This window comes from Limnobacter parvus (assembly GCF_024623725.1).
Taxonomy (GTDB): Bacteria; Pseudomonadota; Gammaproteobacteria; order Burkholderiales; family Burkholderiaceae_B; genus Limnobacter; species Limnobacter parvus.
This window is the reverse complement of record NZ_JANKHG010000017.1, coordinates 336,717-356,502: the sequence shown is the minus strand read 5'-3', so window position 1 is coordinate 356,502 and position 19,786 is coordinate 336,717. Positions and strand designations below refer to the sequence as shown.

Genomic DNA, 19,786 nt, shown 5'->3' with positions numbered 1-19,786 from the left:
TACTTTTTTGATCATTCCATATGACATGACTCCGTTCTGGCGGAGCGCTAGGATTTTCAACCCTTTCAAGCGTGATCACATGCTCAATTAAGTAGATAAACAAGCCACTGCACACTTGCCCTTAAGGGATTACCACTAGAATTCGTCATCAAGCGATAGTGCATAGCCGTTAAAAAGCCTCATTCACTTCAATGGAGCTTAGCACTATGTCTCACACTGCCTTGAATCACTTACTTAATTCATTGTCCCCAAAAGATTTTGCATTACTCGAGCCGCATCTTGAGGCAGTTGATTTAAATCCCGGTGCTGTGCTGTATGAATTCGGTGAGCAGATTCGATACGCCTATTTTCCTATCACCTCAATCATCTCATTGTTGTATGTACTGGAAGATGGCGCGTCTGCTGAAACCGCAGTGGTGGGCAATGAAGGCGTGCTTGGCGTTACCTTATTCATGGGCGGCACCACCACACCTACTCGAGCTGTGGTGCAAGGCCAAGGTATTGCGTACCGCATTAGAGCAGACATCTTGCTTGAGGAATTTAACAAGGGTGAAGCCATTCAGAATTTGCTGCTTCGCTACACGCAGGTACTGATTACCCAAATGAATCAAACGGCGGTTTGTAATCGACACCACAGCGTTGAACAACAACTATGCCGCTGGCTTTTGCGCAGGCTTGATCGTGTTTCAGGCAATTCACTGAACATCACCCAGGAATCGATTGCAAATATGCTGGGGGTGCGGCGCGAGGGCGTAACCGAGGCAGCTGGCCGCCTTCAGCGCGACGGATTGATCAAATACAACCGTGGTCATTTAGAGGTGTTGGACAGAGATTCGCTAGAGGTTCGCGTGTGTGAATGTTATGAAGTCGTTAAAGCTGAGTTCGAGCGTTTGCTTCCGGATAAAGAACAGCAAGTGAGTGAAAAATTGCCACCCGATTATTTCAGAAAAGTGGGTTCGGAACAGTTAAGCATGGAATGAAATGTGCGAAAGCGAACAGTCAGCGGAGTGCAGAAGGACTACTTTAAGAGTCCTTCTTTCATTTTAAACGGAGATAACCATGGAAAAAATTAACACCAATACCAACGGCAACATCAACCCGAGCAACAACTCAAATGAGTTGCGGAACAAGTCGATCGACACTTTTGCAAACGACAGCAAAGCGACTTCGCACAGCAGCAGCCTGAACCATGAAGACAGCAACCTGGAACAAATCAAGAGTTCAGTGAATGGTACTTTCAACGAAGCCAAAAACAAGTGGCAGGATCTAGAACATGCAATGCTGGCCAAGGGCCAGGAAGCTGGCAAGGCAGGACGCATTTACATTTATCAAAACCCATTCAAATCTGTGTTGGCAGCCAGCGCAGTGGGCTTGTTGGTCGGCTTTTTGTTCTCGGCAACACGCAGGTAAAAACCAGCAAACAATTGGAGAGAAATTACTATGCATCTTCGTCTACATTTGGCCAAATACCTTGGCTTTCTCGTACTGGCTTTTTTGGTGGGGTGCGTTTCTGGTCCGGGGCAATCCGGCACTGGTGAATACATTGATGATTCGGTAATCACCACTAAGGTGAAAGCGGCAATTTTCAATGAACCCAGCTTGAAGTCAGCAGAAATCAATGTTGAAACGTTTAAGGGAGTAGTTCAGCTCAGCGGCTTTATCAATTCCAGCGCTGACATGACTAAAGCAATTGAAGTAACCCGAAGCGTGAAAGGTGTTGAGTCTGTGAAGAATGACATGCGCTTGAAGTAACACTGATCAATTTTTTGGAGAAAGGCGTGGGCAAACGCAAGTTTTTTGGCGCCGAACATTACGTCCGGAATGAAGAAGAAAACTTCTTCATTCCGGACGATGTCACATTGAACAACACAATCAAAATGATTTTGTTGAAAGAGCCTATGCTATTCGATTCGATTATTTGCGTGAACACGATTAACCAAGAAGTCACGTTGAGCGGGTTTGTTGATTCCGAAATCGAAAAAGATTATCTGGATCGAGTCGTACTGGAATTATGCAAATTTATAAACGTAATTAACAAAGTTGAGGTAATGCCCAAGCTTTGGAATTTCACGGGAGACACAGGATGTGACCCTATGCAGGCAAGCCACTGATAAAAACCGCAAGCAACATTTCAAGCTACTCGCGGATTTGATATTTTCACTTCATATTATTTTAAAACGGTCACTTCAACCCGACGATTTAATTGGCGACCAGAAGCTGAGTCATTTCCAGCCACAGGTGAGCTTTCACCCATACCTTGTACTGAAAGGCGCCTGTTCGAAATGCCCTTACTTTGCAGAAAAGTGCTCACAGTAAACGCCCTGCTTTCCGACAACTCCATATTGCTTTGTGAAGAGCCAACATTGTCTGTATGACCCTCGATGGCCAGCCGGCTTTCCGGATTGTTGTTCATGAATTCATACAACTTGTTTAAATCAGCGTCTGCGCCTGCATTCAAATTTGATTGCCCGGTTGCGAACAACACGTCACCCAAAGTAATCAGCATGCCGCGCGGGCTAGGCTTGGCATTCAAAGCTGCCAGTTCGGCCGCTAATTTGTTGGCGCGATCTGTGGCGGTGTCGGCGCGGTCTGCGGCGGTGTCGGCTTCAGCCGTGCGAGAGGCCAAGCGCGCATCTGCGGTGGTAGTGCTCATTGCTTTCTGCTGGTCCAGCATATAAGCCTCTCGCGCTCTTACTTCCGCAATTTCGATTTTTCGAAGCGCGACAAAATTATTGTGCATGACAAGCTGCGAAGTTGTTTGTGGTTGCTCCACCTTGTTTACAGCTGCTTCAGCGTCTGCACGAGCTTGTGGCGCGTATCGACTGAGTACCGGGTCATTCTGTAACACGGTAAGCTTACTGCGAAGTTCTCCTTGCTGATCGGACGAAAGCATGGGTGAGGCACACGCCGTCATCAGACTGAGCGTGACTGCACTTAAAGCAATGCGGCGGGGTAAGTTGTTCATGGTGACACCTTCCTGTTGCGCAACATTTCCTGTTGCATGGCTTTGTTCTGGTTCTGCATTTCACTGTTAACTGCCGATGTTTTACCCAAAGCGGTTTTGGCAATCGCCAAATCAGAACTCAAAATCGACTCGATGGCCAGCATTTCGGCCAGTTCCGATTTACCATCCAGCGAAGCCAATCGTGACGCTTCCAGACGCTGCCTGGCAACCGTCAATTCCTGATTGCCGTGAGTGTAAACCGGCATTTTTTCAGCATTCGCGACGGCCACTTGGGCCGCCACGTAAGACCTACCAACAGGGGTAGGAGCGGTTGCGCACGCGGCAAGAATGCCAGCGCCCATGAGTAAACTCGAGATAGCAATCTTCATTGTGTTTCACCTAAAAAAATATCGAAAGTTAATGCTTGCTGAAAAACTCTTTCACTTGCTTGTCAGCGTCGGCCTTGTTGGTCGAATAGCGTTTTTGAACCAAGGTTGAAAGTTGATCGCTATTGCCACAACAGGCCACCAGTTCCTCTTGTTCAAGCTTGCTCCACTGTTGCTTTGCACTACCAATCTTTGATTTCCACTGGTCTTGGCTCATGACATCAGTGTTCGTATTTCCATTCAGATTGCCATTGCTGCCGTTGTTTACCTTCTGGGCGCTGTTACTGTCCATGTCTTCCACATTCTTCTTGTCTGTGGATTGCGGTGCGGCATCTTTCGCTGCAGACTTCTTATGTACATTGAAATCGCCATCTTGAACCTTGTTGGCCTGAATTGGCTTGGGAGGGATTTTAGGGATGTTGTCCGTGGGTGAAGGTACGTTTGTCATTGTGTATGCTCCGTGGTTGTAGGCCAATTTCGAAAAATCGAATGGCAGCTTCAGGGAAGCCACAACCACCATATGCAAACGCGCACAATAGGTCGGTACGCTGACGCACACTTGAAAAATTTTGGAAGGGAAAAAGGGATTACCAAAGATTGGTAGGACCGACTGGAATCGAACCAGCGACCTCTGCCATGTCAAGGCAGCGCTCTAACCAGCTGAGCTACGGTCCTAAGAAGACTGCGAAATATACACCAGCACGAACATGGGGGCAAGCCCAAATGCGCTTGACATGGCTTTTGACAACAACTATTGTCATATTCAGTTTTTTACTATTACGCCCTATTAGGACAAATTATGGCCGTCAAGGTAAGTGCACAATCATTTGAATCAATGCGCAAAGTCATGAATGGCTTTTGGATCCTGGTTCCCGCTTATTTGTTAATCAGCCTTGTGATGCCTTTCTTGCTGGTATTGGCTGCCCTGTTGCTGGTGGCGCACACCTTGGAGTTGCCTATCGCTTTCCTGCGCCTTCGCGGCAAAAACCTTCCCACCATGGAAGTGGTCTCCAAGACCCTTTTGTATGGCTTTACCTGGTGGCTACCGAAAAGCCTGGAAGCAAAATAAAGGATCAGGCAAACCTCGTTCTGTGTAAAAAAAGCGTCATATTACTGTCACAAGCTGGTCAAATCGAGCGCGTCTAATTGGATTCATGACAAGAACATGGACATTCAAAATGCGCTCGAACCAGTTGAACTTCAAGCATAAAATTGCAGAGCAGCTGTTTACAAAAGGTGAGAGCGCTGAACAACTCAAACCTGAGGCGCTGTCGCCCGCGAATTTTCAAGAACCGGTAGACACCGGATCTTCGGCCGAAGAGCAAGGATCCAACCATTACAGAACCATCTGGATTTCAGACATTCACCTGGGAACCCCCGGTTGCCAGGCAGATGCCCTTCTTCATTTCCTGAAACACAATGAAAGCGACACCCTGTATTTGGTGGGCGACATTATTGATGGCTGGCAGCTGCGCAAAAGCTGGTTCTGGCCTCAAAGTCACAACGACGTCATTCAAAAAGTGTTGCGCAAAGCACGTAAAGGCACACAGGTTGTGTTCATTCCGGGCAACCACGATGAAGCTGCAAGACAGTTTGCAGGCATGACTTTTGGCGACATTCCGATTCTTGAAAATGCGGTGCATGTAACAGCAGATGGCAAGCGCCTGTGGGTGGTGCACGGCGATGAATTTGACCAAGTAGTTCGTTACGCCAAGTGGCTGGCCTATCTGGGCGACACGCTGTACAACTTTGCGCTGACACTGAACCGTGTGTTGAACAACATACGAATCAAGCTGGGTTACCCATACTGGTCGCTGTCGCAATTCCTGAAGCAGCAAGTGAAAAACGCAGTGAATTTCATCCTTGAGTTCGAGCATGCGCTGATTCACGAAGCCAAACACCGAGGCTATGACGGCGTGGTGTGTGGACACATTCACAAGGCTGAAATCAAACAGGTCGACGGTTTGCTGTATTGCAATGACGGCGACTGGGTTGAAAGCCTGACCGCCCTGGTGGAACACCCTTGCGGGAAGCTGGACATCGTTCACTGGCCACACCGCGACCTGCCCGTACGCAAACAAAAGGCGCTTGAAACCGCCACAGTGGAGTAGATCGCGATGCGCATTTTGATTGCTACTGATGCATGGGCACCACAGGTCAACGGTGTGGTTCAAACGCTAAGCCAAGTCGTGGCGCAATTAAGCGCGCAAGGGCATGAAGTTCGAGTCATTCACCCTGGCCTGTTCCGAACAATACCCTGCCCCACTTACCCGGAAATCCGTTTGGCCTTGTGGCCATTTTCACGCTTAAGCCAAGAGTTAGATCAGTTCAAGCCGCAGGCTGTGCACATTGTGACAGAAGGCCCTATTGGCCTTGCTATGCGCTTGATTGCGCACGCCCGCAAGCTGCCTTTTACTACGGCGTACCACACTCAGTTTCCGGAGTATGTGAAAGCACGTTCGGGTATACCCATTCGCTTTACGGCAGCGCTGCTGCGATGGTTTCACCGGCCTTCTAGGGCAGTGATGGTACCCACATTGTCGGTCATCAACACATTGAAAAGCCGTGGCCTGAGTAATTGTGTGTTGTGGCAGCGCGGTGTTGATTTGAAGCGTTTTAATCCCGAACAATCTGCGGCCAGCAAACATCTGAGTTACAGCCCAATCGACCTACCCACGGACGACGTCCAACAAGTGGAGTTGCTGCGCCGTTTAAATGCATGCAGTATTGAAAAGCCTGTATTTTTATACGCAGGGCGAGTGGCAGTTGAAAAAAACCTGGAGGCTTTTCTAGGCCTTGAACTGCCCGGTGAAAAATGGATAGCTGGCGATGGGCCTGCACGCAAGGCGCTTGAAAAGCAATTTCCTGAAGCCAAATGGTTCGGTATGTTGAACCACGCCGCGCTTTCTGAACTTTACAAACGCGCAGACGTATTTGTATTTCCCAGCCTGACCGACACCTTCGGGCTGGTGTTGCTTGAAGCAATGGCCAGTGGTTGCCCTGTGGCGGCTTTTCCAGTGAATGGTCCCCTGGATGTGGTGGCCAATTCCGGTGCCGGCGTGCTGGACTGGAACCTGAAAACAGCCGCGATGGCGGCGCTTCAAATTGAGCGTGATGTGCCCCTAAGGCATGCCAGCACCTTCACCTGGGAAAGCTGTGCTGAGCAGTTTCATGGCTACTTGGCACCCATTGGGCTGGGCAGCAACGCTTCTAAAAAACTGCAAACAAGTTCGAAAGCCCTGTCTAACCGGTCCTGAAGCCAAGCCTTCAGCTCAGCCCAAAGTCGATTGCCCCGAGAATTGCCTATAATAGGCACAAAATAAACACCTAAAACACATTCTCGGGAGCAATACAAATTGGGATTCCTAGCCGGTAAAAAAATTCTGATCACAGGCCTGCTGTCTAACCGTTCGATCGCCTATGGCATTGCCAAAGCCTGCCACGCACAAGGCGCGGAACTGGCCTTTACTTATCAAACAGAGCGATTCCTGGGCCGCGTTACCGACATGGCAGCTGAATTCGACTCCAAGCTAGTATTTCCTTTGGATGTGGCCGAAGATGCACAAATTGAAAGCCTGTTCACTGAACTGGCCAAGCATTGGGATGGCTTGGACGGTTTGGTGCATGCCATTGGTTTTGCACCCCGCGAAGCCATTGCAGGAGACTTTCTGGAAGGCATTTCACGCGAAGCATTCCGCATTGCGCACGACATTTCGGCCTACAGCTTTCCAGCACTTGCCAAAGCCGCCTACCCGATGATGGAAGGCCGTGAAGGTGCATTGCTAACCTTAAGCTACCTGGGTTCAGTGCGCATGGTGCCCAACTACAACACAATGGGCTTGGCCAAAGCTTCACTGGAAGCGTCAGTGCGCTACTTGGCCGAATCGCTCGGCCCCAAAGGCATTCGGGTGAACGGAATTTCTGCTGGCCCAATTAAAACCCTGGCGGCGGCTGGCATCAAAGGCTTCAGCAAAATTTTGCATGCGGTGGAAGAAGCTGCGCCACTGCGCCGCAATGTGACCATTGACGACGTGGGCAACACCGCAGCATTCATGCTTTCTGATTTGGCACGCGGAATTACTGCTGAAATTACTTATGTAGACGCAGGTTACAGCACTGTGGTTGGCGGCATGGCCGAGTAAACAACAGTGACGTCAAACGCAGCACCCAACCCAACCCTCGCGCTGGCGGGGGTTTCAAAAACACTCGGTGGCGTGAAGTTATTCACCGATGTGAATCTTCAACTCCACAGTGGGCAATCGCTGGCTGTGGTCGGTGAATCGGGGTCGGGTAAATCCACCCTGCTTCACATCATGGCTGGCCTTGACCAGGCCGACACTGGCGAGGTGCTCTGGGCTGATTCTGCCATTCACACTTTAAATACAAGTCAGGTTGCCGCCAAACGTTTGCGGCACGTTGGCTTGGTGTTTCAAGCCTACTACCTGATGCCGCACTTAAGCGCGCAACAGAACATTGAACTGCCGTTTTTGTTGGCAGGTGAACAGCCCAATACACAACGTTGCTTGCAGCTGCTGGAACAGGTCGGTATGGCACACAAAGCAGTCAGTTTTCCGCGTGAAATGTCGGGCGGTGAACAGCAGCGCGTGGCCATTGCCCGTGCACTGGCCTTGAACCCGCCACTAATTTTGGCAGACGAGCCCACAGGCAACCTGGATGAAGACAATGCCGAGCGCGTGCTTCAGGTGTTGCTACAGGCCTGTTCAGCGCAAGGGTGCGCTTTGGTGATGGTGACCCATTCACTGAAAGCGGCAGGCCATCTGAACAAGCAATTAAGCCTGACCGAGCACCGCTTGGTATGAACACGCCGCCCCGCCTTGCCTTGAAACTTCAGCTGTTTGCCGGTGCGCTTCGCGATCAGCCCGTGAAGTGGTTAATTGCCACCCTTTCGATTGCGGTGGGCGTGGGCTTGGGCTTTGCAGTGCACCTGATCCACAAGCAGGCGCTGGACCAATTCAACAACGGCGTTCGGCAGTTTTCCGGGCAAGCTGATTTGCAGTTGCTGCCCCACAGCACCCTGCTGCCTGAAACAGTTTTGAACACGCTTAGTAGGCTACCGGAAGTGGCTGTGGCGTCGCCAGTGATCGATATTGCAGTGCCCGTTGAAGGGCTTGAGAAACCAGTGCGCTGGCTGGGGCTGGACGTATTCACTGCGGCGGCAGTAACGCCCAACTTCATCGGCCAAAACGAAAACGACAGTGACAATGACAGTGAAGCTCAGCAGGGCGATATTCCCTTGCTGAACAGCAGCAATGTGTTTTTAAGCCCGGCCTTGAAGGAACAATTTGCATCTGGGCAAAAAGTGTTGAAGGCATTTGCTGACGGAAAAACAATGCCATGGAATATCGCAGGCAGCGTACCAGCGGCGGGCGCTGGGCAACTGATTGCGGTAGCCGACATTGCAGCAGTGCAGTGGAAACTTGGTACGCTTGGGCAATTGTCGCGAGTGGATTTAAAACTTCAGGAAGGTGTAAGCCCTGCCGCTTTCCAGAAGCAATATGGCGAGAATTTCGCCGACCTGGGTCGCCTTGAAACACCCAGCGAACAAGGCACACGCGGTGCCAGTGTGTCGCAGGCTTACCGCGCCAACTTGTCAATTTTGGCCATGGTGGCTTTGCTTACGGGTGGTTTTCTAACGTTCTCTACACAAATGTTGGCCGTAGCACAGCGATCACGCCAGTGGGCCTTGTTGGCTGCACTGGGTGCGCGCGCAAGCGCACTGCGCACACAGGTGTTGTTCGAATCGATGTGTTGCGGCTTGGTTGGCGGTGCGCTGGGCGTGGCCATGGGTTGGGGCCTGGCAACCGCCGTGGTTCTCTACCTGGGCGTTGATTTGGGCGCTGGCTACTTTGAAACTGCACAAGGCAGCGTGGCGCTTTCGCCAGTTGATGCGTTGTTATTTGGTGGCTTTGGTGTGGTGGCCACGTTGCTGGGCGGTTTGTCTCCAGCGTTTCAAACTGGCCAAATGGCCTTGCACCAGCGCCTGCGAGCAGGCACTGAAGAAGCAGGTTTGCAATTCGCCAACAAAGCACACTGGCTTGGCTTGGTGCTTTGCGCAGTGGCTGTGGCCTGCTTGTGGATTCCGCCTTACGGCAATATTCCAGTGGGTGGCTACCTTTCCGTGGCCTTCGGTTTGTTTGGCGGCATCGCGATGATTGGTTTGGTGGTGCGCACACTAATCCGCCAGCCTGCACAACTGAACCATCTTGCGGACCTTGCAAAATCGCGTTTGGCCAGCACCCCGAATTTGCTGGCCGTGGGACTTTCCGGCGTAGTGGCCAGTTTTGCGCTGGTAGTGGCCATGCATGTGATGATTTTCAGTTTCCGGTATTCGCTAGACAACTGGCTAACCCAGGTGCTGCCTGCGCCGCTGTATGTGAAGTTAAACAGTGCCACCATTCCAACCTTTCCCACAAATTTTCAAGACAAACTGGCTGCCTTGCCTTGTGTCGATTTGGCAGAATTCTGGGGAACCCAATCGATTGTGCTTGACCCAAAACGCCCGGCTGTGGAACTGATCGCCAGGCCAATTTCCATAGCAGCGGCACAGCAACGCCTGCCCATGACAGGCAGTACGATTGACGCGCCACAAGCCGGCACATTGCCGGTTTGGGTCAGCGAACCGATGACTGACCTCTATGGCCTGAAAGCGGGCAGCCAGCTTGAATTGCAACTGGACAAAGGCACGCGTGTGCCCGTTACAGTGATGGGTGTTTGGCGCGACTACACCCGCCAACACGGCGCAATCGTTCTTCCAAAACTAGAACTTCTGCAGCAATTCAATGTGCAGTTCAAAGACACCCAGGGTGCCGTGTGGCCAAAAGAAAACATTGCCGTGAAAGACATGGTTCAGCGAATTCAACAAGCAGCAAGCGGCACCATGTTGAAAGACAAAATCGACTTTGCCGAGCCTGGTGAAATTCGCCAGCTTAGCCTGGACATTTTTGATCGCAGTTTTGCAGTTACTTACCTGCTTGAAATTGCTGCGGTGATAATTGGTTTGTTCGGAGTGGGTACCACATTTTCTGCCATGGCGTTGCAACGCAAGCGGGAATTTGCATTATTGGGCGCAATGGGTGCCAGCCCTGGCTGGATGCTGAAATTGATCGCTCGTGAAGCATTAATTGCTTCAGCCGTGGCCGCTTTGGTGGGTTTAACCATTGGCCTTGCTTTTGCCGCCATTCTAATTTTTGTGGTGAACCCTCAGTCGTTTCACTGGACCATGGAATGGTTCACGCCCTGGCGTGATTTGTTCATCATGGTGGTGGTATTGATTGGCATGAGCAGTGCCACCGTAACACTGGCCCTGCGCAGCAAACTGAACACGCAGCTGGTTGACCAACTGAAAGAGGACTGGGCATGAAGCGGCGCGAATTGCTGAAAGCGGGTTTGGCTTGGTCATTGGTGGGTGCGCCAAGCTTGTTACACGCCGATCCGAATTTGCAGCGCGTGTATGCTCAGCCCAACCCGGAATTTCCGCCCGTTCTGCCCCGCGACCACGGCGTGCATCCGGCCTTTCGCACAGAGTGGTGGTATTTCACGGGCTGGTTTGAAAGCCCCGAACTTGATTCACCATTCGGTGTACAAATTACGTTTTTCAGGTCTGCGCCCAACGTAGACGTTCGAAACCCCAGCGCCTTTTCACCCAAGCAATTGTTGTTCGCGCATGCAGCCATTGCCCTGCCAAAAGCAGGCAAACTTCAACACGAGCAAATCATTCGACGCGCCGGAAGTGGCGGCGCTGAATTCAAAACCAATGGCAGCGAGGTGCTGAACATTCAAATGCCTGGCTGGCGATTGCAAACCGCACAAGGCGATGAATGGCTGTGTGTCATTCAAACGCCTCAACTGGCCATGAATTTGCGCATGGAGCAAACCCAGGCCCCGTGGATGCAAGGCCGTGGCGGCTATTCACAAAAAGGCCCGCTGCCTGAACAATCCAGCTACTACATCACGCTGCCACACATGAAAAGCAGCGGCACCATTCGTGTGAATGGCAAAACATCGCCAGTTACGGGCAGTTTCTGGATGGACCATGAATGGTCAAGTACCGTGTTGGCACCCAATGCACAAGGCTGGGACTGGGTAGGCTTGCACGGCAACAACGGTGAAGCGCTGATGGGCTTTCAAATTCGAGATAGGGATCAAACGCGCGACAACACAAAACCGCCAGTGTGGACCCACGCTGCGCTGCGCCAAGCCGACGGCAGTGTACGCAATTTCAAACAAGTGAAATTTGAGGTATTGCGCACCTGGAAATCGACACGCACGGGCATTGAGTACCCGGTTGCACAACGGCTGCTACTGGATGATCAAAACTTTGATTTGGAACCTTTGTTCGATGATCAGGAACTGGACGCCCGCGCCAGCACAGGCACCTTGTATTGGGAAGGCGCGGTGCGCGTGAAAAGCGAGGGCGCTTCACCCTGGGGGCAAGGCTACCTGGAAATGACAGGGTATGATCGGCCCATGCAACTTTAAACATCCCAATGAGCAACAACAAACTTCAAACCCTGGGCTCTACCCTGGGCTCGCTGGTAAAACCCCACAAAGCCTGGGCGTTTGCCGCCTTGGGCGCCCTGCTGCTGGGTTCGGCCATGTCGCTGACCATGCCGGTGATGTTTCGCTGGTTGATCGACAGCGGCTTTTTGGCCGGCGAGAACCCGGAAGGCTTGAACACTGCATTTGGCTACTTGTTAATACTGGTGTTTGTGTTGGCAATGGCCAGTGCCATTCGCTTCTACCTGGTAACCACACTGGGCGAACGCATTTCAGCCGACTTGCGCAACAGGGTGTACACCCACCTGCTGGTGCAACGCCCCGAGTTTTTTGAAACCTTGAAAGTGGGTGAAGTGTTGTCGCGCTTAACCGCCGACACCACATTGATTCAAACCCTGGTGGGCAGCAGTCTATCCTTTTTCCTGCGCAACAGCCTGACAACCCTAGGTGGGCTGGTCATGTTGTTGCTGACCAGCCCCCTGCTCTCGGGCGCGGTGTTGCTGTTGGTGCTTGTGGTAATGGTGCCTGTGGTTATTTTGGCGCGGCGCGTACGCAAATTGTCGCGGGCCAGCCAGGACAAACTGGCCGACAGCAGCGCGATTGCCCAAGAAGTGCTGAACCAAATCACCACGGTGCAGGCTTTTAACCAAGAACACACAGAAGCCGGAAAATTCGTAACATCGAGCGAACAAACCTACCAAACCGCGCGCAGGCGCACCGTGAACCGGTCGGCCTTGTTGTTCGTAGCGATTGGTTTGGCGTTTGCTGGCCTGGTGGCGGTGCTGTGGATGGGTGCAAAAGCAGTGGCCACTGGAGAAATGAGCGCGGGCGAACTAGCCCAGTTTGTTTTGTACGCGGCGTTTGTGGGTGCAGGCTTTGCAGCTTTGTCTGAGGTATTGGGTGAATTTCAGCGTGCCGCTGGTGCGGCTGAACGATTGGTTGAACTGTTGAATCTGGACACCACCATTCACAAACATGGTTTGCCACCGCCACCCAAGCAAGGCGGTTTTTTGATTGAATTCAGCCATGTTGATTTTGCCTACCCGTCTGCACCAGAAAAGTTCATTCTTGAAGACTTCAACCTGAGTATTCAACGGGGTGAAACGCTGGCCGTGGTCGGCCCGTCAGGGGCGGGAAAATCAACCCTGTTCAGCCTGCTACTGCGCTGGTACGACGTTTCACAAGGTCAAATTTTGGTTGAAGGTAAAGCACTGGAAACCTTGCACCTGGAGCAATGGCGTGCCAATTGCGCTTATGTGGCACAAGAAGCCGTTATTTTTTCTGGCAGCTTGAAAGACAATGTGCGCTACAGCAAACCCGATGCCACGGCAGCGGAAATCGACAAAGCCCTGGCCGATGCAGCCGCCAGCAATTTTGTGCGGCGAATGCCACAGGGGCTGGAAACCAATGTGGGTGAAAAAGGCGTGCGCCTCAGTGGTGGCGAACGCCAGCGCGTTTCAATTGCCCGCGCCGTATTGCGTGATGCCGGTTTGCTGCTGCTGGATGAAGCCACAGCCAGCCTGGATGCGGAGAGTGAGCAACTGGTGCAACAGGCCATTGAGAAAAGTCGCCACGGCCGAACCACATTAATTATTGCGCACCGACTGGCCACCGTAATGGCAGCGGATCGAATTGTGGTGATGAACGAAGGCAAAATTGTTGAAATGGGCACACACAAAGATTTGATGGCCAAGCAGGGTTTGTATGCCAAGCTGGCTTCATTGCAATTCATTGATGAGAATGCGCAGAAGCTGATGGCGCAAGTTTGATCGTCATCTCGTCGCGGCTTGCCTGATTCCGCACTGAAAACCGCTTAATCCCTATTTGAAACTCATCCTTGCTCAACAAATTCGGCAAAAAGGATGGCCGAATTTGATGTCGGCTTGCAGCCGAGCGCTGCGGCTGATTTCAAACGGGGCGGTTTCCTTGAAGTGCGGAACAAGCAATCCCGCTGCCGAGGTGGCTGCGAAAACGCGAGAGTGTGAGCAATCACCGGCAGATATAACGCCCAATCGATAGCGAATTCCCGATCGCCTCGCCTTCAAGAAAACCTGCCCGTTTGAATTCACACACCACGTTCGGCTACAAGCCGACAACCCGCTCGACCTTCAGTTTTGTCGAGCGGATTGAGTCAGTGTGAAGTTCAAAAAGAGATCGACAGGTTTTCAGGCGGAGCATTGGGACTCGCGCCGATTGAGCATCAACAAACTGGGTAACTGATCGGCACCGCGCTACCAATTGGAAATTAACAAGGTAAACTTGGGGGCCAGACTCCAACCGATTTCGCAGCGAAAACACCATGCAACAGTACCTCGACTTGATGCAGCACGTGCTGGACCACGGCACCAACAAAATGGACCGAACCGGCACCGGTACGCGTTCCGTGTTTGGTTATCAAATGCGCTTCAATCTGCAAGACGGCTTCCCCATGGTGACCACCAAAAAGCTGCACACCCGCTCGATCATTCACGAGCTGCTGTGGTTCCTGATGGGCGACAGCAACATTCGTTACCTGAAAGAAAACGGCGTTAGTATTTGGGATGAATGGGCCGACGAAAACGGCAATTTGGGCCCGGTGTATGGTGTTCAATGGCGCAGTTGGCCCACTGCCGATGGCCGCCACATTGACCAGATCAGCCAGTTAATGCAGCAAATCAAAAATAACCCCGATTCACGCCGCCACATTGTCAGCGCGTGGAACGTGGCTGAAATCAATAATATGAAGCTGCCGCCCTGCCACGCATTGTTTCAGTTCTATGTGGCCGATGGCAAATTAAGCTGCCAGCTTTACCAGCGCAGTGCCGACATTTTTCTGGGTGTGCCTTTCAACATTGCCAGCTACGCGCTGCTAACGCACATGGTGGCGCAGCAATGCGACCTGGAAGTGGGCGATTTCTTGTGGACTGGTGGCGACTGCCATTTGTACAGCAACCACATGGATCAAGTGGCCGAACAGCTAAGCCGCAAACCACATACGCTTCCTACACTTGAAATAAAACGCAAACCTGCCAGTATTTTCGATTACAAATTTGATGACTTTGAAATTCTGAATTACACCTGCCACCCGCACATCAAAGCCCCTGTGGCGGTTTAAATTATGAAAGTATCCATCGTTGCAGCCATTGCCAAAAACGGCATTATTGGCATTGACAATCGCTTGCCTTGGCACCTGCCCGAAGACTTGGCTTTTTTCAAGCAAACCACCTTGGGTTGCCCAGTGCTAATGGGGCGGAAAACCTATGAATCAATCAACCGCCCCCTGCCCGGTCGCCTGAATGTGGTGCTGACCAGCAACACGGACTGGCAACCCGCACCAGCGAAAGACGGCACACCACGCAACGTGATTGCGTACCCCACACCGCTACCCAGCGGAAGTACCACACAAATCGCCACAGCCACCAATTTGCCCAATGCCTTGCAGTGGCTTGCTAGGTTCGAGCAAATATTTTTGATTGGTGGCAGTAACTTGTATCAGCAGGCGCTGGAGCAAAACCTTGTGGACGAACTGGTATTGACCGAAATCCACCAGAACTTCGATGGCGATGCAAGCTTCCCGCAATGGGACCGCGAACGCTTCACTGAAGTGGATCGAATCACCAATCCAGCCACTAGCGAACGCACATGGGCCTTTGATTTTGTAAAATACGCCCAAGTCAACACGGGATTGTAAGGAGTTTAAGAAATGGCACGTACAGTGAATTGCGTTAAATTGGGAAAGGAAGCAGAAGGCTTGGACTTTCCACCCGCCCCGGGTGAGTTGGGCAAAAAGATTTTTGAGAACGTGTCCAAACAGGCTTGGCAAGATTGGTTGAAGCACCAAACCATGTTGGTGAATGAAAACCGCTTGAGCCTGGCCGATGCCCGAGCCCGTAAGTACCTGATGGAGCAAATGGACAAACACTTTTTCGGTGATGGTGCCGAACAGGCTGCGGGTTACGTGCCGCCCAGCAACTAATCTGTTCAAGAAGTGATGAAAACCTCGAAAGCCCCTGATTACAGGGGCTTTTCTTATTGGACAGGCCGTAGCATACTAAAACTGTCAACTGGGGTTTTAGCATGAGCAGCTTCCAAGACAGTGTGGTATTTCGATATTTTTTCTTTCACTGGCTGTTCCGCGACGCCAGCGTGAAAGAGTTTTATCAACGATCTGCGGCCATCGCGCACAACAAAGCCAATCGTCATCATCTGCTGGCGTACTTGCGGCGATGGATCGTGCTTGCCTTGTTGATGTTTTTTCTGGGCATCATGCTCGAACAATTCAACACGCCCGCCTGTGTATTTTTTTATACCATTGCCGCACTGTGCAGTTGCACCATTGTGAAGATCACTGTGGCCTGGATATTTTTGGGTCAAAGAAATTTATAGCGGGAATAAGAAATAAAAAAAACCCGCTTGACACTTTATGTAAAGCGGGCTTTTTAGAAGCAAGAACTAACTTCAGCTGTTGTCAGATGCTTCCTGCGCAACGGCTTCCGGGTTTTGGTGGCGCACATCACGCCCCTTGACCATGTACACCACATGCTCCGACATGTTTTTGGAGTGATCGCCGATTCGCTCAATCGCCTTGGCAATGAACAGAATCTCAATCGACCGAGAAATGGTGCGAGGATCTTCCATCATGAACGTGATCAATTGGCGCAGAATAGCTTTGAATTCATCGTCCACTTCAATGTCGGCCTTCACAACCTCAGCCGCAGAAACTGCGTTCACCCTGGCATAAGAATCCAGCACCTTGCGCAGCATGGCAATTGCATTGCTGGCGATTCTATGCAGATCCACTTTGGGTACAAAGTGTTTCCCAGCATCAGCGATCATGATGCCCATGCGAGCCACTTTCTCTGCTTCGTCACCGATTCGCTCAAGATCTCGAATCATTTTGATCGCAACAATCACTGAGCGAAGGTCAACCGCAGCGGGTTGACGACGGGCCAGAATGTGATTACACAGCTCGTCAATTTCCAGTTCGATCTGGTTAACTTCTTGCTCTCGGCGAATTACTTCTTTAAAAATGTTTGTGTCTGTGGCACCCAGGCCCTCAATGGCGGACACAATCTGATTTTCCACCAAGCCACCCATCTGTAGAACACGGGTACGCAGCGACTCCAGTTCTGCGTCGTACTGTTTGGACGTGTGTTCAGTCATTTGTCTTCCTTACCCAAATATTGTTGTATTCATACAATGTGGCACAAGCACATGACAGAAATTTGTCAAACCCACCCACTGCGCTATTTTATTCTGACATGTTACGCACAATTATTCAGGTCTTCATCCCGTCTGTTGTGGGGATTAACGCGTTTTTATGCCCTCTGCTGTTGCAATTAACACCACATCCGCTTTTCGAATGGCAAAAAGTCCATTTGTAACCACGCCCGGCCAATGATTGATCTCTTTTTCCAAGCTCACCGGGTCTGTGATTCTTAAGCCCGCTACATCCAGAATAATATTGCCATTGTCGGTCGTGAATCCTTCCCGAGGCTTCACCTGCCCACCCAGAGCTTCCAGTTTCCGGGCAATTGCATTGCATGCCATCGGCAGCACTTCAACTGGCAAGGGAAATGCGCCCAACACCTGAACCAGTTTCGATTGGTCAGCAATGCACACGAACTTCTCTGAAATGTCAGCCACGATTTTCTCGCGTGTGTTGGCACCACCGCCACCCTTGATCAAGCAGTTTGCGGGGTCCACTTCATCCGCACCATCCACATAAACAGACAGGCTTTCAACATCGTTCATGTCAACAATCGAAACACCGATTTCCCTCAACTTCTTCTCGGAACGTATGGAGGAAGAAACTGCACCTTTCAGTTGAATGCCCGAATCCGCCAGCGCATCGATGAAGCAGTCCACGGTTGAACCCGTGCCCACGCCCAATACTGTGCCTGGTTGAACATATTGAAGCGCAGCCTTGGCCACCATTTTCTTGAGAGTTAAAGCGTCCATGCGGTGCGAAAATTTCCTGGTGTGTGAGATGAGAACGTTCGATCAATGCTGCGATCTTTTACAGCGAAGCTGCAAAAGCTACAAACCGTATTTTAAATGGTCTTTGGATGAATCACCCCACTACGGGTCAAAACAGAAAAACCAACTGCGAACAGTTGGTTTTCCACATGCAGCACAGCAGTTTGCGCAGTACTTACTTCTTCTTTTGTGCCGGTAGATCGGTACAAACGCCTTTGTACACCTCAGCGGCCATGCCCACACTTTCACACAAGGTTGGGTGGGGGTGAATGGTTTTGCCAATGTCGACTGCATCAGCACCCATTTCGACTGCCAAACACACCTCGCCAATCAGGTCGCCCGCGTTCATGCCTACAATGCCGCCGCCCACAACACGCTTGGTTTCTTCGTCAAACAAAAGTTTAGTGAAGCCATCATCGGCGTTGTTGGCAATGGCCCGGCCGGAAGCCGCCCATGGGAATACTGCTTTGCCCACTTTGATGCCTTGGTCTTTGGCCTGGTCTTCAGTCAAACCAACCCAAGCCACTTCCGGGTGTGTATAAGCCACGCTTGGAATAACGCGGGCATCGAAATAAGCTTTTTCATCGGCTGCTGCTTCGGCAGCCACATGGGCTTCATGCACAGCTTTGTGCGCCAACATGGGCTGACCCACCACATCGCCAATCGCAAAAATATTGGGCACATTGGTGCGCATTTGTTTGTCCACAGGAATGAAGCCACGGTCGGTGACCGCTACGCCTGCTTTTTCGGCAGCAATTTTCTTGCCATTCGGTGTACGGCCTACTGAAACCAAAACCATGTCGTAAAGCTGTGGTTCTTTGGGGGCTTGTTCACCTTCGAAGGTCACCAAAATACCCTTCTTGGTTGCTTCAACACCCACCGTTTTGGTTTTCATCATGATGTTGTCAAAGCGAGGAGCATTTCGTTTTTGCCACACTTTCACTAGGTCGCGGTCAGCGCCTTGCATCAAGCCATCCAGCATTTCAACCACGTCCAGGCGTGCGCCCAGTGCGGAATACACGGTGGCCATTTCAAGGCCGATAATGCCACCGCCAATAATCAACATGCGTTTTGGAATGAAAGGCAATTCCAGTGCGCCGGTTGAATCAACAATGCGTGGGTCTTCAGGAACGAAAGGCAAGTGAACTGGTTGTGAACCGGCTGCAATAATCGCCTTGCTGAATTGAATCACCTGCTTGCTGCCTTCAGCCGTGACCACTTCAATGTGATTGGCACTCAAAAAGCTGCCCACACCCTGTACGGTTTTTACTTTGCGGCCCTTGGCCATGCCAGCCAAACCGCCGGTGAGCTTACCCACCACGCCCGCTTTGTGCGCGCGAAGTTTGTCCAAATCAATTTTGGGTTTTGCGAAGGCAATTCCATGTTCGCCCATGTGTTGCGCTTCTTCCAGAACCTGTGCGGTGTGCAGCAGTGCTTTGGATGGAATACAACCCACGTTCAAACAAACGCCACCCAAGGTGCTGTAACGCTCAATCAGAATGGTATTCATGCCCAGATCGGCACTGCGGAAGGCGGCCGAATAACCGCCGGGGCCGGCACCCAACACCAGCACGTCGCAGGTGTGATCCACCTGGCCGTTGTAGTTGCTGGCTGGGCCGGCGCTGGATGTGGCAGGCGCGGCCGGGGCTGGCTTTGCTTCAGGCTTGGGCTCTGCTTTCGCAGCGGGCTGTACCGCCGGCTGTATCGCCGGTTTTACTGCCGGTTGTGCGGCAGACTCACCGCCGCCACTGACTTCACAAATCTCGCTGCCCTTGGACACCTTGTCGCCCACTTTCACAAGCACTTTGGTTACCACGCCGTCATCGGATGCAGGAATTTCCATGCTGGCTTTGTCGGACTCAACCGTGATCAAAGACTGCTCTTTGCTGACTTTGTCGCCTTCTTTCACCAGCACTTCAATAATCTCTACGGAATCAAAATCGCCAATATCAGGAACGATCAATTTCATGTGTTCATCCCC

The 19,786-nt window shown here is 51.5% G+C and carries 22 protein-coding genes and 1 tRNA gene; 16 read left to right on the top strand and 7 right to left on the bottom strand.

What is annotated here, in order from left to right; all coding sequences use genetic code 11:
* Positions 1-206: 206 nt before the first annotated feature.
* From NSP04_RS08755 to NSP04_RS08740, 4 genes are all read left to right on the top strand, one after another.
* Complete coding sequence (locus NSP04_RS08755) at positions 207-980, top strand: Crp/Fnr family transcriptional regulator (protein WP_257511955.1); 774 nt, start codon at positions 207-209, stop codon at positions 978-980.
* 79 nt (positions 981-1,059) lie between these two features.
* The gene (locus tag NSP04_RS08750; protein ID WP_257511954.1) at positions 1,060-1,410 is read left to right on the top strand and encodes an ElaB/YgaM/YqjD family protein; all 351 of its coding nucleotides are present in this window, start codon (positions 1,060-1,062) and stop codon (positions 1,408-1,410) included.
* Positions 1,411-1,440: 30 nt separating this feature from the next.
* On the top strand, positions 1,441-1,752 hold the full coding sequence (locus NSP04_RS08745) for a BON domain-containing protein (RefSeq protein ID WP_257511953.1): 312 nt from the start codon (positions 1,441-1,443) through the stop codon (positions 1,750-1,752).
* A 26-nt stretch (positions 1,753-1,778) separates the two neighbouring features.
* Positions 1,779-2,111: a BON domain-containing protein gene (locus NSP04_RS08740; protein ID WP_257511952.1), complete on the top strand. Its 333-nt coding sequence runs from the start codon at positions 1,779-1,781 to the stop codon at positions 2,109-2,111.
* A 56-nt stretch (positions 2,112-2,167) separates the two neighbouring features.
* Here the strand turns inward: NSP04_RS08740 and NSP04_RS08735 are convergent, their stop codons facing one another.
* From NSP04_RS08735 to NSP04_RS08720, 4 genes are all read right to left on the bottom strand, one after another.
* Entirely contained in the window at positions 2,168-2,965 is a 798-nt protein-coding gene (locus NSP04_RS08735; RefSeq protein ID WP_257511951.1) for an OmpA family protein, read from the bottom strand.
* Entirely contained in the window at positions 2,962-3,333 is a 372-nt protein-coding gene (locus NSP04_RS08730) for a hypothetical protein (protein WP_257511950.1), read from the bottom strand. The genes NSP04_RS08735 and NSP04_RS08730 overlap by 4 nt, the downstream gene beginning before the upstream one ends.
* A gap of 28 nt (positions 3,334-3,361) precedes the next feature.
* Positions 3,362-3,778 (bottom strand): CsbD family protein, encoded by a 417-nt coding sequence (locus NSP04_RS08725; protein ID WP_257511949.1) that lies wholly within the window; start codon positions 3,776-3,778, stop codon positions 3,362-3,364.
* A gap of 150 nt (positions 3,779-3,928) precedes the next feature.
* Positions 3,929-4,005: transfer RNA gene (locus NSP04_RS08720), tRNA-Val, on the bottom strand.
* Between the two features lie 124 nt (positions 4,006-4,129).
* On the opposite strand from NSP04_RS08720, the gene NSP04_RS08715 reads away from it, so the two are divergent.
* The 12 genes from NSP04_RS08715 (at position 4,130) to NSP04_RS08660 (ending at position 16,212) form a co-directional block, all read left to right on the top strand.
* Positions 4,130-4,399, top strand: a complete 270-nt coding sequence (locus tag NSP04_RS08715) for a hypothetical protein (RefSeq protein WP_257511948.1) — start codon at positions 4,130-4,132, stop codon at positions 4,397-4,399.
* 109 nt (positions 4,400-4,508) lie between these two features.
* Positions 4,509-5,441: a UDP-2,3-diacylglucosamine diphosphatase gene (locus NSP04_RS08710; protein ID WP_371825015.1), complete on the top strand. Its 933-nt coding sequence runs from the start codon at positions 4,509-4,511 to the stop codon at positions 5,439-5,441.
* 6 nt (positions 5,442-5,447) lie between these two features.
* Entirely contained in the window at positions 5,448-6,587 is a 1,140-nt protein-coding gene (locus NSP04_RS08705; protein WP_257511946.1) for a glycosyltransferase family 4 protein, read from the top strand.
* A 99-nt stretch (positions 6,588-6,686) separates the two neighbouring features.
* Positions 6,687-7,472 carry an enoyl-ACP reductase FabI gene (gene fabI, locus NSP04_RS08700; protein ID WP_257511945.1) on the top strand — a complete coding sequence of 262 codons (786 nt, stop codon included), beginning with the start codon at positions 6,687-6,689 and terminating at the stop codon, positions 7,470-7,472.
* Between the two features lie 6 nt (positions 7,473-7,478).
* Positions 7,479-8,150 carry an ABC transporter ATP-binding protein gene (locus tag NSP04_RS08695; RefSeq protein ID WP_257511944.1) on the top strand — a complete coding sequence of 224 codons (672 nt, stop codon included), beginning with the start codon at positions 7,479-7,481 and terminating at the stop codon, positions 8,148-8,150.
* Complete coding sequence (locus NSP04_RS08690) at positions 8,147-10,711, top strand: ABC transporter permease (RefSeq protein WP_257511943.1); 2,565 nt, start codon at positions 8,147-8,149, stop codon at positions 10,709-10,711. The genes NSP04_RS08695 and NSP04_RS08690 overlap by 4 nt, the downstream gene beginning before the upstream one ends.
* The gene (locus NSP04_RS08685) at positions 10,708-11,829 is read left to right on the top strand and encodes a lipocalin-like domain-containing protein (protein ID WP_257511942.1); all 1,122 of its coding nucleotides are present in this window, start codon (positions 10,708-10,710) and stop codon (positions 11,827-11,829) included. The genes NSP04_RS08690 and NSP04_RS08685 overlap by 4 nt, the downstream gene beginning before the upstream one ends.
* Before the next feature lie 8 nt (positions 11,830-11,837).
* Positions 11,838-13,616 carry an ABC transporter transmembrane domain-containing protein gene (locus tag NSP04_RS08680; RefSeq protein ID WP_257511941.1) on the top strand — a complete coding sequence of 593 codons (1,779 nt, stop codon included), beginning with the start codon at positions 11,838-11,840 and terminating at the stop codon, positions 13,614-13,616.
* A 530-nt stretch (positions 13,617-14,146) separates the two neighbouring features.
* Positions 14,147-14,941, top strand: coding sequence for a thymidylate synthase (gene thyA, locus NSP04_RS08675; RefSeq protein WP_257511940.1), 795 nt, complete (start codon positions 14,147-14,149; stop codon positions 14,939-14,941).
* A gap of 3 nt (positions 14,942-14,944) precedes the next feature.
* Positions 14,945-15,517, top strand: coding sequence for a dihydrofolate reductase (locus NSP04_RS08670; RefSeq protein WP_257511939.1), 573 nt, complete (start codon positions 14,945-14,947; stop codon positions 15,515-15,517).
* A gap of 12 nt (positions 15,518-15,529) precedes the next feature.
* Positions 15,530-15,802 carry an oxidative damage protection protein gene (locus NSP04_RS08665; RefSeq protein ID WP_130556630.1) on the top strand — a complete coding sequence of 91 codons (273 nt, stop codon included), beginning with the start codon at positions 15,530-15,532 and terminating at the stop codon, positions 15,800-15,802.
* Positions 15,803-15,903: 101 nt separating this feature from the next.
* Entirely contained in the window at positions 15,904-16,212 is a 309-nt protein-coding gene (locus tag NSP04_RS08660) for a hypothetical protein (protein ID WP_257511938.1), read from the top strand.
* Between the two features lie 72 nt (positions 16,213-16,284).
* On the opposite strand, the gene phoU is transcribed toward NSP04_RS08660, so the two are convergent.
* The 3 genes from phoU to lpdA all read right to left on the bottom strand — a co-directional run bounded on the left by phoU (position 16,285) and on the right by lpdA (position 19,774).
* Complete coding sequence (phoU, locus tag NSP04_RS08655; RefSeq protein WP_257511937.1) at positions 16,285-16,989, bottom strand: phosphate signaling complex protein PhoU; 705 nt, start codon at positions 16,987-16,989, stop codon at positions 16,285-16,287.
* Between the two features lie 144 nt (positions 16,990-17,133).
* Positions 17,134-17,787 (bottom strand): ribose-5-phosphate isomerase RpiA, encoded by a 654-nt coding sequence (gene rpiA, locus NSP04_RS08650; RefSeq protein WP_257511936.1) that lies wholly within the window; start codon positions 17,785-17,787, stop codon positions 17,134-17,136.
* 193 nt (positions 17,788-17,980) lie between these two features.
* Positions 17,981-19,774 (bottom strand): dihydrolipoyl dehydrogenase, encoded by a 1,794-nt coding sequence (gene lpdA, locus NSP04_RS08645; RefSeq protein ID WP_257511935.1) that lies wholly within the window; start codon positions 19,772-19,774, stop codon positions 17,981-17,983.
* Positions 19,775-19,786: the final 12 nt, after the last annotated feature.